Origin of the sequence: Salipaludibacillus sp. CUR1 (genome assembly GCF_021028955.1) — a bacterium.
Classification (GTDB): Bacteria; Bacillota; Bacilli; order Bacillales; family Salisediminibacteriaceae; genus Salipaludibacillus.
This window is the reverse complement of record NZ_JAIWPE010000023.1, coordinates 14,504-28,224: the sequence shown is the minus strand read 5'-3', so window position 1 is coordinate 28,224 and position 13,721 is coordinate 14,504. Positions and strand designations below refer to the sequence as shown.

12 protein-coding genes and 1 riboswitch are annotated in these 13,721 nt (G+C 43.7%); of the genes, 8 read left to right on the top strand and 4 right to left on the bottom strand.

Going from position 1 to position 13,721, the window contains the following annotated elements:
• The first annotated feature begins 4 nt into the window (after nt 1-4).
• The 3 genes from K8O68_RS05430 to K8O68_RS05420 all read left to right on the top strand — a co-directional run bounded on the left by K8O68_RS05430 (nt 5) and on the right by K8O68_RS05420 (nt 3,023).
• Entirely contained in the window at nt 5-364 is a 360-nt protein-coding gene (locus K8O68_RS05430) for a DUF4363 family protein (RefSeq protein WP_230895912.1), read from the top strand.
• Between the two features lie 144 nt (nt 365-508).
• Nucleotides 509-2,335 (top strand): MotA/TolQ/ExbB proton channel family protein, encoded by a 1,827-nt coding sequence (locus K8O68_RS05425; protein WP_230895911.1) that lies wholly within the window; start codon nt 509-511, stop codon nt 2,333-2,335.
• Nucleotides 2,328-3,023: an OmpA family protein gene (locus K8O68_RS05420; RefSeq protein WP_230895910.1), complete on the top strand. Its 696-nt coding sequence runs from the start codon at nt 2,328-2,330 to the stop codon at nt 3,021-3,023. The genes K8O68_RS05425 and K8O68_RS05420 overlap by 8 nt, the downstream gene beginning before the upstream one ends.
• A gap of 654 nt (nt 3,024-3,677) precedes the next feature.
• On the opposite strand, the gene K8O68_RS05415 is transcribed toward K8O68_RS05420, so the two are convergent.
• Nucleotides 3,678-4,175, bottom strand: a complete 498-nt coding sequence (locus K8O68_RS05415; protein ID WP_230895909.1) for a hypothetical protein — start codon at nt 4,173-4,175, stop codon at nt 3,678-3,680.
• Nucleotides 4,176-4,363: 188 nt separating this feature from the next.
• A riboswitch (cyclic di-AMP (ydaO/yuaA leader) is annotated at nt 4,364-4,515 on the top strand.
• Between the two features lie 64 nt (nt 4,516-4,579).
• Between K8O68_RS05415 and K8O68_RS05410 the strand changes: the two genes are divergently transcribed.
• From K8O68_RS05410 to K8O68_RS05400, 3 genes are all read left to right on the top strand, one after another.
• Nucleotides 4,580-5,245, top strand: coding sequence for a potassium channel family protein (locus K8O68_RS05410; protein ID WP_230895908.1), 666 nt, complete (start codon nt 4,580-4,582; stop codon nt 5,243-5,245).
• A gap of 1 nt (nt 5,246) precedes the next feature.
• Nucleotides 5,247-6,575, top strand: coding sequence for a TrkH family potassium uptake protein (locus K8O68_RS05405; protein ID WP_230895907.1), 1,329 nt, complete (start codon nt 5,247-5,249; stop codon nt 6,573-6,575).
• 117 nt (nt 6,576-6,692) lie between these two features.
• Nucleotides 6,693-6,911 (top strand): YdbC family protein, encoded by a 219-nt coding sequence (locus tag K8O68_RS05400; protein ID WP_230895906.1) that lies wholly within the window; start codon nt 6,693-6,695, stop codon nt 6,909-6,911.
• A gap of 122 nt (nt 6,912-7,033) precedes the next feature.
• Here the strand turns inward: K8O68_RS05400 and K8O68_RS05395 are convergent, their stop codons facing one another.
• From K8O68_RS05395 to K8O68_RS05385, 3 genes are all read right to left on the bottom strand, one after another.
• A complete protein-coding gene (locus tag K8O68_RS05395; protein ID WP_230895905.1) occupies nt 7,034-7,888 on the bottom strand; it encodes an STAS domain-containing protein in 855 nt (284 codons plus the stop codon).
• Nucleotides 7,889-8,582: 694 nt separating this feature from the next.
• Nucleotides 8,583-9,488, bottom strand: a complete 906-nt coding sequence (locus tag K8O68_RS05390) for a DNA-binding domain-containing protein (RefSeq protein WP_230895904.1) — start codon at nt 9,486-9,488, stop codon at nt 8,583-8,585.
• On the bottom strand, nt 9,485-10,762 hold the full coding sequence (locus tag K8O68_RS05385; RefSeq protein WP_230895903.1) for a HAMP domain-containing sensor histidine kinase: 1,278 nt from the start codon (nt 10,760-10,762) through the stop codon (nt 9,485-9,487). The genes K8O68_RS05390 and K8O68_RS05385 overlap by 4 nt, the downstream gene beginning before the upstream one ends.
• Before the next feature lie 187 nt (nt 10,763-10,949).
• Here K8O68_RS05385 and K8O68_RS05380 point away from each other — a divergent pair, with 187 nt between their 5' ends.
• Together K8O68_RS05380 and aspA are read left to right on the top strand one after the other, a co-directional pair.
• Nucleotides 10,950-12,269, top strand: coding sequence for an anaerobic C4-dicarboxylate transporter family protein (locus K8O68_RS05380; protein WP_230895902.1), 1,320 nt, complete (start codon nt 10,950-10,952; stop codon nt 12,267-12,269).
• Between the two features lie 21 nt (nt 12,270-12,290).
• Nucleotides 12,291-13,715 carry an aspartate ammonia-lyase gene (aspA, locus tag K8O68_RS05375; protein WP_230895901.1) on the top strand — a complete coding sequence of 475 codons (1,425 nt, stop codon included), beginning with the start codon at nt 12,291-12,293 and terminating at the stop codon, nt 13,713-13,715.
• The last annotated feature ends 6 nt before the right edge of the window (nt 13,716-13,721 follow it).

Genomic DNA, 13,721 nt, shown 5'->3' with positions numbered 1-13,721 from the left:
AATTGTGTATAAAGCGTTTAAAATGCCAGCCTTAGTTATAATGGTCATCCTGATTTCCGGCTGCACGACAGCTGATTTTTTTATAACAGAGAAGGATGAGCGTTTGTTTACGGAAATCGCGGAGTTATACGAGGAGGTTGAGGCTGGTGACTGGGACGAGGCCTCAGCCAGGGTTAAAAAGATAGAAAAAACCTATGACGAGCGGAAGTGGAAATTACTCATGTTAGGAGCAATTGATACAATTCATGACCTTGAGATGGAGATTGAATTGCTTAAGGAAAATATTAGAGAGGAAGACGATACAGAAAGTAAATTAACATTACAAGGGATCAGGTACCGGCTTTTCGCCATTTACAATTTATAAAAAAAGTCACTTTCCACCAGTGAGACCTTCCACATCCCCATTTCGGAAACATGATTTGTCCCCCCGGCGAATAACATTAATTAAGACAAGAGGGACAAATTAGCCGGCTTTTATCTGGCCGGAAGTCCAAAGGGGGAAGTCTTTGTGGTGGAAGCCGTTTTAAAACTGTTTACGAGTGAACAGCAGGCACAGGCAATTCTTTCAAATCAGGTGATCGAATTTATTTTCATGGTGCTGTTCGTGTCATTTGCTATAGCGTGTCTCGTTCACCTGATTTTGTTCAGCAGGTTAAAAAGAATCCGGCATTTTTTACACATGTCAGACTCATTGGACATTGACCCGCTCCGTGCCTTCAAGCTCGAATTTTATAAGAAACAGCAGGAAGAACCGGTGAAAGTGGACACGTTTGTCCAGCAGAAATTCTCGAGCTGGCGGGTGTTCAACATCCCTGTCGTGAGTCTCATTAAAATGATTCAAATGACCGTATCCATGTTCATCTTAATCGGTGTCTTAGGGACATTTATCGGGCTGACCATGTCGTTGGGAAGCATCGACTCGACAGGGGACCAGCTCGTCGAAAATGTGGCGGCGGTCCTGGCGGGAATTGACGTGGCGTTCTATACAAGCATTGCAGGGATGGGTTTCTCGCTCATCATGACGATCCTGCTCCGTGTCGCCAACACGGAATATCTGCTCACTGACATTATGTTAAAAACGGAGTCCCACCTCGAAGAGACTGAGCAGGACCCGATGTCCCGCCTGATTGAAGTGTCCGAAACAATTAATTCATCCATTGTCGAGCTCAAGGAGACAAACCAGCAGTCACTTCAAAACATTGAAAAGGCTTTTCACGGTTTCCAGGAATACACGGTCGGCCTGCAAAAATCAGCTGAGGATCTGGCAAAGTTTAATAAAGGGCTTTCCGAGAACCTTAAGGAATTTACTGTCCTTTTTAAAAATATCAAAAAAGTGACCGACGGGTTCGGAACCGCGGTAACAAAGCTGAACAACAACTTTGACCAGTTATTTGCCTATTTTTCAAAAATGGATAAGAGAAACGAGCGCATGTCGCAGGCGTTCCAGTATACGTACCAGCAGATAGAGAAACTTTCCACCTCACAGATCAAAGCGCTCAATCACTTTGAAGAGTCGGTGGAAGACTGGAAAACGTTCATTTCAACTATGGCAGACAGGCAGGAAGCCGCCCACGGCTCTTTTGAAAGAATGAATGCACAAAGCGGCGAACTGGTCACGCTCATGAAAGAAAACAATAAACAGTTCAAAGGAATCTTCGGTACAGATGTGAGCTCAAAACTTTCCGGTATTCAAACGTCTCTGAGAGAGCTGACCCGGGATTTTGATAAGCTCGGAAACGCCATTGGCCACTTGCCTGAGGCGCTGGAAACGATTAATACAACCCAGGCGGAATATAAGCACCTTCTGACAGACCGTTTCGATGACCTTAAGCAGTTTAACCAGGAGTTCAACCAGCATATAAAAGCCCATGCGAGAGATTCCGCTGAATTTGAAAAGCAGCTTCATGAAGCGTCATCAACTTTTGAGGATATCGGCAGTAAAAACACCCAGATGATCAGGGAAATTAACCGGACAGTCAGTCAAATGACTGATCAGTTTATGCAGCGGGAAAATCAGATCGAAGCGAGTGTCGACGTGCTTAAAGAGACGCTTTCCAGATATGTGTCAAGTCTCGAAGGAACGCTAGGGGACCGGTTAGATAAAGTGAGCAGAAACATCGGCGACTACGTGATGGATATGAACGGGGCGATCAAAAAAGAATTTAAGCAAATAAGCGACACCTCTGAAGAAAGCCAGCAGAGAAATATCCGGGTGATGCAGCAGGCCATCCAGGATCTGCAGCAGGAATTCCAGACCTTGAACCGCCTGCTTCACTCCTTTTCCCAGGAACCGGCCAGACAACCCCGGCGGATAAGAGTGGGCACCAATGATTAGTAAGTACCGGCGGCTGTTTAAAGGCGAGGAGGAGGAAGGGCATTTCTGGCCGGCGTTCACTGATTTGTTAACAGTCATTTTACTATGCTTTGTGTTAATTTTTATCATTATGATGGTCATAAAATCTTTCCAGATTGAAGAGATGAAGCGGACCATCGACCAGATTATGGGGGTAAGAGTCAACATTGTCGAGGACTTAAACGAAGAGTTTGGCGACTCCAGCCTCGGAATAGAGGTGGATGAGAAGACAGGTGCGATCATCTTTAATACCGACATTCTGTTTGAATACGATGACACGGTTCTTAAACCGGAGGCGTTTCAGTTTCTCGATGAATTTGTCCCTGCTTATTTAGACGTCCTGTTAGAAAAAGGCTATGAAAACTATATTTCCGAGATTATTATTGAAGGGCACGCCGACCGTGACGGCGGCTATTTATATAATCTGAACCTCTCGCAGGAGCGGGCATTCAGCGTGGCGGAATATGTGCTGAGCGCTGACTTTCCTTACAAAAATATTCAGCCTGCCTTAAAAGAAAAGCTAACAGTCAACGGAAAATCACATTCAGTCGGACGCACTGATGAAGACGGCAACTACAGCGCCAAAGCATCGCGCCGGGTAGAATTCAAATTCCGCCTGAAGGACGAAGAGATTCTCGATAAAACGCGGGAACTGCTTGAGGGGAAATAGGATAGAGAAGACCTATAGTTGTGGATGTGGAGTTAGGAAGATGGAAATGTTTTGTCTGTGATTAATTGACATTTTAACGGATATCATATAAAGTTGCATAAAGGAAACACTTTTCTCTTTGGTAAAAATTTAGAGTTAATGTTTCGTATTGAAATGAGGTAGTGAAAAGTAGTTCTGGTATTTTGCCTCCCGGGGTGGTAGCCGGGAGGCGCTTTTTTTGTAAGTAACGGGTAAAGGGGAATAGGAGGGGGGGTGATTAGAATAAATCTAATTCGCTGATAGGAAGGGAGCTTTCGCTGATAGAGAGTGCAGAATCGCCGATAGAATCGATTTTTCGCTGATAGAGAGTGCAGAATCGCTGATAGAATCAATTTTTCGCTGATAGAGAGTGCAGAATCGCTGATAGATACAATTTTTCGCTGATTGAGGGTGCAAAATCGCTGATAGAATCAAATCTTCGCTGATTGAGGGTACAAAATCGCTGATAGAATTCATTTTCCGCCGATAGTGAGAGCAAAATTCGCTGACAGCACAACTCAATCCACAGAATGACCACTCATTTTCGCTGCTGCACCACCCAAATCCGCCGAGCACCCCTAAACTTACACCCCGGCCCTCAATTTACGCCTCATCCCCACTAAAAACCACCAAACATTACACAGAACACCAGACAATTATTCTGTAAGGGACGGTTTGAGCAGGGATGCTTCGCGTGGACGGACCATAAATGACAATCAGATTGCGGTTTGCGGGATTTCCGGTAAAAGGCTGCCCGTTTGCCAGAAGGATCGGTGTGTAAGGGGTCAAATTAACTTGGAGCAAGCCGTCGCTGCTCACGAGCTGTGAATTAAAAAAGTCTGCTTTAACGTTTACACCAGGTATTTCCTTAACCATGACAAGCGCACGGTATTGCGGCGGGAAAATTAAGGGCACGGGGGCGTTCCGGTCATAGTAGCCGGTGATCCGGTCCCCGACGTCAATAATTGCCTGGTCTACAACATACGTGTCGGGAGCGACCACGAAATTGACTATAGTGCCGGTACCGTCCTCGACCGTCATTAATTTAAAACAGCCTTCATTTTCAGTATTTTGCCCCGTCAAAAAGTCATTAATGCTTGTCACAAACCCTCTAAATAAACCAAAATCCACCATCCATATCCCTCCCTTTAAAACGGTTTTTTTTAGTGAATTATATGCTATAAAAAAACATAAAGACCCTACCTATAACAATATAATTAAGGTGTAAACATTTAAATATTCTGAATTATTAATGTTTTAATTATTATATTGACAACTAACCCCGCCAGGAGTAGATTCTATTTATAAAAACCGAATATTACGCCTTTTGTTCGCTGAAACTGTTGTTAGACAGTGCGGGGGAACCAATTTTGGCAATTAGTAATTGTCTTGGGGTGAATCTTTTTCCGAAAAGAAGGGATACTCTCGATCCCTAATCCGACAGCTAACCTCGTAAGCGTCATTTCAAGAGAGAAAGGTCTGTTCCATTAGACCATTTCTTTGTAATGGTTTTTTTTAATGTCAAAGGAGTGGATTAAATGTCAAAAGTTAAAAAGCAATTTGCAGTAATTGGATTGGGAAGGTTTGGAGGCAGCGTCTGTAAAGAACTATTCAAGATGGGACACGAAGTGTTGGCCATCGATAAAGATGAAGATAAGGTAAATGAATATGCTAAATTTGCTACGCATGCCGTACAACTGGACAGTACAGACGAAAAATCTTTAATAAGTATGGGGATCCGTAACTTTGAGCATGTAGTGGTAGCTATTGGGGACAACATCCAGGCTAGTATCTTAACGACTCTCGTTCTTAAAGAAATAGGAGTAAAGACTGTATGGGTAAAAGCACAAAACTCTTATCACCAAAAAGTACTCGATAAAATAGGCGCTGACCTCGTTGTCCATCCTGAGTTTGATATGGGAAAGCGTATTGCCCATAATATGTCTTCAGAAAAGATTATTGACTTTATTGATTTAGCTGATGACTATAGTATTGTCGAACTGCTTGCTACATCAAAAGTCCATAACATGACATTAATAGAGCTTGATGTGCGTGCAAAATACGGGGTGACGATCCTCGCGTTTAAAAGAGGAAAAGAGATGAATATTGCGCCTGCTCCTGATGATAAGATACGAGAAGGAGATATTCTTATTGTGATGGGGCATACAAACGATCTTGATCGTTTTGAAGACGAGGGATTGTAAAATGAAACATCTTAGGACGAGAATCTCACAATTATCACCCCCTCAATTTCTGGCAGCTGGTTTTTTAAGTGCTATTATTATTGGGACGATTTTATTGCTCATGCCTTTTTCAACCGAAGAGCCAATCAGTTTTATAGACGCTTTGTTTACAGCCACATCAGCCACAACCGTAACTGGACTAGTGGTCTTGGACACGGGCTCAGATTTTACAATTTTTGGTCAAACAGTGATCATGATTTTAATAAAGATCGGCGGATTGGGTCTTATGACTTTCGCAATCTTAATAGTGTTAGCGCTGGGTAAGAAGATAGGGCTTAGAGAGAGAATTTTAATACAGGAATCATTTAATCAGCCAACATTTGGCGGAATGATCAGACTTGTAAAAATGTTGCTTATATTTGCATTCGCTTCAGAGTTGGTGGCTACCCTGTTTCTGGCTTTAAGATGGGTGCCTGAGTATGGATGGGGGTTTGGATTGTTTACGAGCCTTTTTCATGCTATTTCAGCGTTTAATAATGCCGGGTTTTCTTTATGGTCAGACAGTTTATCTGCCTATGTGGGGGATCCGTCTGTAAATCTAATCATTACTTTTCTGTTTATTACTGGTGGAATTGGCTTTACTGTAGTATACGATCTAATTAAAACTAAAAAGTTTAATCACTTATCGCTGCATTCAAAGCTTATGATTATTGGAACTCTTGCAGTCAACGTAATTGCGATGTTTACTATATTTGTCCTGGAATACGCTAATCCGGAAACAATTGGAAAACTCCTATGGTATGAAAAGATTTGGGCTTCCTACTTTCAGGCAGTCACACCTCGTACTGCTGGTTTTAATACGATTGATATTGGCAGTATGGAACCGAGTACGATTACATTTATTCTTATTCTCATGTTTATTGGGGCAGGAAGTGCCTCTACGGGCAGTGGTATCAAACTAACAACCTTCCTTGTTATTGTTTTAGCGGTGGTTACTTATTTAAAAGGAAGAAAAGAATCTGTGGCCTTTGAACGTACGATTCCTGATCATATGGTTATGCGGGCACTTTCTATTGTAGTAATTAGTCTCATGGCGGTTACATTTAGTATCTTTATTCTATCAGTAACAGAGAATGCTCCTTATTTACTTATCGTTTTTGAAGCGTTTTCTGCCTTTGGAACAGTGGGATTGTCGATGGGACTGACGGACGAATTATCATGGCTTGGAAAACAAGTGATTATTATTTTAATGGTAATCGGACGTATAGGCCCAGTAACCCTAGCTTTTGCCTTATCAAAAACGGAACCAAGCAAAATTCGTTATCCTAAAGGAGATGTTTTTACTGGGTAGCTACCCAGAGGTAAAAATCTTAATTAGACGCAATGGAGAAATTGAGTTATTGTGGAGCTGAGCCAGGCGGGGAAAACCCGCACAAGAATAAAACAATGCTTTAATGGAGGATTTAAATTGAAAGAATTAAAATATGAGATTATTAAAACAGTCGGTGTATTGTCAGAATCACCGAAAGGATGGACGAAAGAGCTGAATCTGATCAGCTGGAACGGGAGAGACCCAAAGTATGACATCCGCGACTGGGCACCAGATCATGAAAAAATGGGAAAAGGCGTGACCTTAACTGAAGAAGAAGTGGCGAACTTGAAAAAAGTCATCGAAGGAATGGAGTAACTGTCTTTTGAGGAACTAAAGGTAGCGCTTAAAAACGTTAAAAACGTTAAACCCGGATAAAACGTCACTACAAAGGGGGCCTGTGTCATGCAGGCCCCCTTAATTTTTTGCAAATAAACAATCTATTTTACTGTTAACTGAAAGCCAATGTGCTCTAAGGCTGTTTCTAAATCCATGGCAGTCTTAACTTCTAGCTTCTGAAGGTTCGAATGAATGGTATTTTGAAGAGCAAAGTCAGGGGAAATTCCTGTCACAATCGTCTGCACACCCATAACATTAAGACATCTGACGACCTCTGTAACCACCTCTGGAAACTTATTATCTAATATGACCAGCCCTGATACATCAAAGATGAAATGCTCATTATTATTTTCAGCCGCGTAACGAAGCACAGTATTCATAATGTGATCCGCTCGTTTTTCGTCGATAATCCCTTGTATCGTAAGGATTGCTACCCCATTCGTTATAGGGATAATAGGAACATTTAATAACCCCATATTATACTTGGTTTCGTCAAGTTCAATGAGATGGGAAAAGATGTCGGCCATTGAATAAAGAAAGTCACGGTCCTCGTCTGAGAAGTCCTTTTCTTCCCAGTCCATGACACACAGTGTGCCAAACACTTCTCCGTCAAGGTTTCTCAAGGTCACGCCTAAAAATCCTTTTGTTTTCAGCTGGCCTGTCACAGCCAGTTCTTTTGTAAGGTCAAAATTTGCTAAATTACTCGTACGGATGGTATCGCTGGGGTTTGAAATGATTAGCCTGCAATACGTCCCGCCGTATTCGACCGAGTAGCCTTCAGGAATAATTTCTTCCTTTTTATTAAAGGAGCTCAGCACGGTCATCGCTGTTTCTCCTTTTCTTGTCACATACGCTGTATTTACATTTAATCTATTTGTAATTACCTCAAATATCTTATTTGCGGCATTTTTCAGCAATTGAAAGTCTGAAATAGATAATGGATAGCTATCGGACATGATCTGCCCCCTTTTTTCAGATTAAATTTTAGTGTCAGCTAGATATTTTATATGATTTTGTATCGGATTGTGTGGAAGTATGTGCCAATTTTATCACCATTAACACTCTATGTGTAGTGTTAACGTTAAATTAGTTGATCTGCTATGGCAGTTTTAATTAATTAGTCCTTTATTGAGTAAGGGCGCCACCGCAACTGAGCGGGTGATAAACGGAGGGTAAGGTCCACTCAAAAGGCGTTACAGCACCTGAGAGGATCATAAACCGCAAATAAGACCCACTCACAACGCGCTATCCAGGAAACTTTCCTTAATTTGTCCTTTAAAATCATTTAGATCTAATGTAAAACTAACTTGGGTCATCATTATTACCTCCGTGTGTGTTTTTTTGGTCGAAAACTTTGTACACCGGTATTGATGATGCCCTTTTTCTTTTTTACGACTTTATGGCACAGCCACAAACAAGCGAATTAAGAGAGGACCTTTTCCTCATCTCCGCAAACAAAATAAATACACCTCCAAATTTTAGATCGTCTCTAAAATGGAGGTGCGACTATACCCTTGTATCCAAGATATTTCTGGCTCGTACTCCCCCTTTTTAAAATAAAAGCACTTTCCAGGCCGCCCTTTATGGAAGTCCGCGATCCTTCCTGCAGCACCAAACCCCTGCCTGACCCTGACCCTATCCCACCTTACCTTACCTCACTCTTTCCATCCGGCATTCATCGTAAAACGCGCCAATAAACCGCCTCATATTCACTCTGATTCCAGCTGCTCTTTCCTGATCCCCGTTTCCTTGATTAATGTCATAGATGCGTGACTGAAGCTGATCGAGATCAAAGAATTTCATGCCGTAATGTTCGAATTTGGGGTGCGTGATATCCATTGCTCCCAAGGAGGAAATGTGGTTAAAGGAATGCTGGATGGCACGCCTTACCCGTTGTTCGGTTGCTTTCATTTCTTTCCTGGACGGTTCACGACCGCCTGTTTTGACCAACGTTACCATTTCCCATAGTTCCTTAAGAGGCGGGACGGCTGTGATATTTTCTTCTTTCAGCAGCTTTACGAGGAGAAGTAAATCTTCGGTCCCTTTTTCGTAAAGGATCCCTAAATCAGACAGCACTTGTTCAGAAAGACACGGAGCGGCTTCAGGCGCAACTGCAGTTGCCACAGTTTCCGGGGCCCCGTCTCCAATTAACTGAAGGGAATGCCTGATCTGATCCATTGATTTTTCAAGTTTCAGGCTTTTTTCCACCCGCTGAAGTACAGAAAGCACCTCGTGCCGGTTCACCGGTTTTGTTATATAGGCTTCAGCACCGTTTTGATAGGCATTAGCAATGATGTCCTTTGTTTCCACCTGTGAAAGCATGACCGTTTTCCCTGTAAAACCCGGATAAATAGCCTTTAACGTTTCAATGCCGTCCCGCTCAGGCATAAGCAAATCGATCAGCAAAATATCGACGGCTTGCTCATTAAGCATAGACGCATGAATGTGGACCCCGTCCTCAGCTGTGCCGGCTACCTCCGCTTCCAGGTCTGTCTCAAGCAAGTTCAAGAGAGAGCCGCGGATCGCGCGGTCATCATCAACAATAAAATATTTCATGAGGCATCCTCCTCAATTTTTAACGTAACAGGAATGTCGATAGTAAACTCAGTGGCCGTGTGAGGCACCGATCGCATAAGCCAGATTGTACCTTGATGGGCTTCAATGACACTCTTAATATAGGAAAGACCGATCCCGTTGGAAGGGTTTCCCGAAGCGTTATATTTTGTTGTAAATCCTGGCGAAAAGATCACATCGTGATATTTCGGTTCGATTCCCCGGCCGTTATCCTTAATGGAAAACGTCATGCGGCCTTCTTTCACGGCATGATCGGCCGTAATTTTAATGCGTCCTGATTCTTCAATAGCTTCTACAGAGTTTGAAATTAAGTTGTTCAGAATGGACAAAAGGAAATAAGAGTGAAATTTAACCGGACGGCCCTTAATCTCTACTTCAAAAGAAATATCCTTTTTCAGAAAAGAGGCATAAGACTTATTGGTCCGGACGACAAGATCGATGATTTCGCTGACGGATAACCATTCTTTGAACTCCTGTCTGTTAATTAAGCTGGACAGGCTGGCGTAAATACGCTGGCCGTCTTTTTTGCATTCATGGATTCTGCCGGCAATCTGAAGAAGCCGTTTACTCATTTCACTGTTTCCCTGTTCCTGAAGCTGCTTTGACAGAAAGTAACTTTCACTTGTTGTACTTTCAGACGTCTGAATGGATTTTTTAAGCTGAATGAGCTCGACGTATAAATCTGAAATCACAAGCAGGATATTATCATTCTTCTTTCGCTGGGCTTTTTCTTTCGTCTGCAGGTCGTGGTAAAGAATCATCATATAAAATCCCATGACAAAGAAACTTCTGATTACAGCCACAAACAGAACCGTTAAGACCAGTCCGGATGTGACAGAAAGATTGAGAACGAGAGCACGTGCTGTTAATTCAACCCCGCTTGAAGCGATTTCGAGTAAGCATGCGAACAGCCCGATAAATAAAGGCCTTCTTGAATAATTTTTTATAGGAATAAAGTGAAAGAGCACTCCGTACGTCATGTAATATCCCAGAACGGGGAGGTGAAGGGTGATCATAGGTGCGAGATCTTCTCCGCCGAAGACCCCCAGTCCGATCCGCGTCAGCACGACACTGATGCCCGTCAGTAAGCCGGCAAGAGGGGCATGGACGTCTTTAAAATAAAGAAGCAGCAACAGCAAAATCGGCGTAGCAAAGCTTACCCTGAAGTCAACCGGTAAAGGGTAAAACTGGAGTTCACCGGCTGCAGGGACGAGAAGGATTAATATTAAATAAGGAAAAAACCGTTTATTCCTCATAGGCCATCTCTCCTGTCAACTTTCATAAATTCGACATAGTTACTTTCTGTTACTTTTTGAGAGACTGTGACATCTCTACGTACAATCAAATTATGAATTGTAACGCTTACTTTCATAATACATCTAAATGCTCACCTTTTCACAACTCAATAGTGAAGGATTCGTTACAAAAAAGGAGGATTTCAAAATGGTGGAATTTTGGATTCAATTTGCAGTTCTGATGGCGTGTATTTTTATTGGTGCACGAATCAGTGGTGTTGGGCTTGGGGTCATGGGGGGCCTTGGTCTAGCTATTTTTGTTTATATTTTCGGCCTCCAGCCAGCTTCGCCGCCAGTCGATGTCATCTTCATGATTTTAGCTGTGATTACAGCAGCCGGGACGCTGCAGGCGGCGGGGGGAATGGATTTTCTCGTCTATCTGGCAGAAAAAGCACTCAGGAGAAATCCAAAACACATTACCTTTATGGCACCCGTGGTCACCTATTTGTTTACATTCTGCGCAGGAACGGGCCATGTCGCCTATGCCGTTCTGCCGGTTATCGCTGAGGTAGCCAAAGAATCAAAAGTCCGTCCTGAGAGACCGATGGGGATTGCAGTAATCGCCTCTCAGCAGGCAATTACCGCCAGTCCGATTTCAGCAGCGACTGTGACATTACTTGCTTTGCTGTCACCTTTTAACATTACACTGCTGCAAATTCTGATGATCTGTATCCCTGCAACATTCCTAGCCTGTATGATTGCTGCATTAATCTCCAGCCGCCGCGGTGTAGAACTGCCGGATGATCCGATTTACAAGGAACGATTGGAAAAAGGCCTTGTGGAAGTTTCCAAGAAAGACAAATCGTATCACATGAACGGGAAATCAAAAGTTGCCGTTGGGTTATTCTTAACAGGTGCGATTCTTGTTGTTCTTATGGGCTCAATGGAATTTTTGAGACCGGCATGGGAAGTCGATGGGGAGCTTGTTCGACTATCGATGCCTTTCACGATTCAGATTATTATGCTGAGTATTGCCGGGATTATGATCCTGTTATGCAAACCGAAAGTCGATCAGATTGTGTCTGGAAGTGTGTTTAAAGCTGGAGCTACAGCAGTTGTAGCCATTTTCGGTATCGCATGGATGGGTAATACATTTTTCACAGGAAACCAGGAATTCATCCAGGGCAATATTCAGGAACTTGTGACAGTGGCACCATGGCTTTTCGCGATCGCCTTGTTCATCCTGTCTATCCTTCTTTACAGCCAGGCAGCGACAGTCAGTGCATTAATGCCTTTAGGTATTTCGCTCGGCATTTCCCCGGCGCTGTTAATTGCCATGTTCCCGTCTGTTAACGGTTACTTCTTCTTCCCGAACTACGGAACTGTCGTAGCGGCGATTAACTTTGATACGACCGGAACGACCAGGATCGGCAAGTATGTGTTAAACCACAGCTTTATGATTCCGGGACTCGTTTCCACCTTTATGGCAGTGGTCATCGGTATTATCCTGTCCGTCTTCTTGTTTTAAATAATGAAAGGGGTTTTATAAATGGTCACTAAAGAGAGCATCAGAGTAGAAAAAGACTTTCTCGGCGAAAAAGAAATCTCCGATGATTGCTATTACGGCATCCAGACATTAAGAGCAGTGGATAACTTTCCGATTACCGGACAGAAAATCGATGAGGAACTGATCCGCGGGATGGGCATGGTGAAAAAGGCGGCGGCCCTGGCCAACAATAAAGTTGGCCAGCTGCCCCGCCACATTGCAGACGCGATTATTGAAGCGGCGGAGGAAGTGATTGACGGGAAACTGAACGACCAGTTTATTGTTGACCCGATCCAGGGCGGCGCAGGTACGTCAGTCAATATGAACGCCAATGAAGTCATCGCAAACAGAGCTCTTGAAATACTGGGCGAAGAGAAAGGAAATGCGTTCGTGTTAAGCGCCAATTCCCATGTGAATATGTCGCAGTCAACGAACGACGCCTTTCCAACCGGTTTCAAACTGGCTCTTCTGAACCGCATCAACCAGCTGCTGCCAGTGATGGAAGCTTTGCACTGCTCGTTTCTCGATAAAGCATATGAGTTTGAGGGCTGCCTGAAAATGGGGCGGACCCACCTGCAGGACGCGGTCCCGATCCGTCTCGGCCAGGAATTCGGTTCCTATGCGGCCGTTTTAGACAGAGATATTGAACGAATAAAGCAGACCCGCCCATTCCTTTATGAGACAAACATGGGCGCGACCGCTGTCGGAACCGGCTTAAATGCCGACCCTGAATATATTCGTCTCGTTATTAAAGAACTGGCAGACATTAGCGGTTTCCCAATGAAGACGTCAGTCAATCTCGTAGACAGTACTCAGAACACGGACGTGTACACCACCGTCTCTGCTGCTTTGAAAATCTGTATGTCCAATCTATCGAAAATAGCCAATGACCTCCGGCTGATGGCGTCAGGTCCCCGGACTGGTCTTAATGAAATCCTCCTGCCGCCGAGACAGCCGGGCTCGTCGATTATGCCCGGCAAAGTGAATCCGGTCATGGCAGAAGTCGTGAACCAGGTCGCGTTTAAAGTGATTGGCAATGATTTAACCGTTACTCTGGCGTCAGAAGCGGGACAGTTTGAACTGAATGTGATGGAGCCCGTACTCGTCTCCAGCCTGCTTGATTCGATCAAAATGATGACAAACGTGATGGATGTATTTAACCGTTACTGTATCTCAGGCATTAAAGCAAACACGGAAAGAATGGAACAGTATGTCCGAAACAGCGTCGGTGTTATTACAGCTATTAACCCGCACGTGGGCTATGAGACCGCCTCTTCCATCGCAAAAGAAGCGATCGCTTCCGGGAGGCCGGTAAGGGAGATTTGCGAGGAACGCGGTGTGTTGTCAGAAAAAGAACTTGATATTATTCTGGATCCATTTGAAATGACGAAGCCCGGTATTTCGGGCCATGAATTAAAAGAGAGGTGAAAGAGG

Excerpts from the sequence above, each read along its gene's own strand:
- K8O68_RS05420 (WP_230895910.1), top strand. The coding sequence starts at position 2,328 with ATGATTAGTAAGTACCGGCGGCTGTTTAAAGGCGAGGAGGAGGAAGGG.
- K8O68_RS05415 (WP_230895909.1), bottom strand. The coding sequence starts at position 4,175 with ATGGTGGATTTTGGTTTATTTAGAGGGTTTGTGACAAGCATTAATGAC.
- K8O68_RS05410 (WP_230895908.1), top strand. The coding sequence starts at position 4,580 with ATGTCAAAAGTTAAAAAGCAATTTGCAGTAATTGGATTGGGAAGGTTT.
- K8O68_RS05405 (WP_230895907.1), top strand. The coding sequence starts at position 5,247 with ATGAAACATCTTAGGACGAGAATCTCACAATTATCACCCCCTCAATTT.
- K8O68_RS05395 (WP_230895905.1), bottom strand. The coding sequence starts at position 7,888 with ATGTCCGATAGCTATCCATTATCTATTTCAGACTTTCAATTGCTGAAA.
- K8O68_RS05390 (WP_230895904.1), bottom strand. The coding sequence starts at position 9,488 with ATGAAATATTTTATTGTTGATGATGACCGCGCGATCCGCGGCTCTCTC.
- K8O68_RS05385 (WP_230895903.1), bottom strand. The coding sequence starts at position 10,762 with ATGAGGAATAAACGGTTTTTTCCTTATTTAATATTAATCCTTCTCGTC.
- K8O68_RS05380 (WP_230895902.1), top strand. The coding sequence starts at position 10,950 with ATGGTGGAATTTTGGATTCAATTTGCAGTTCTGATGGCGTGTATTTTT.
- aspA (WP_230895901.1), top strand. The coding sequence starts at position 12,291 with ATGGTCACTAAAGAGAGCATCAGAGTAGAAAAAGACTTTCTCGGCGAA.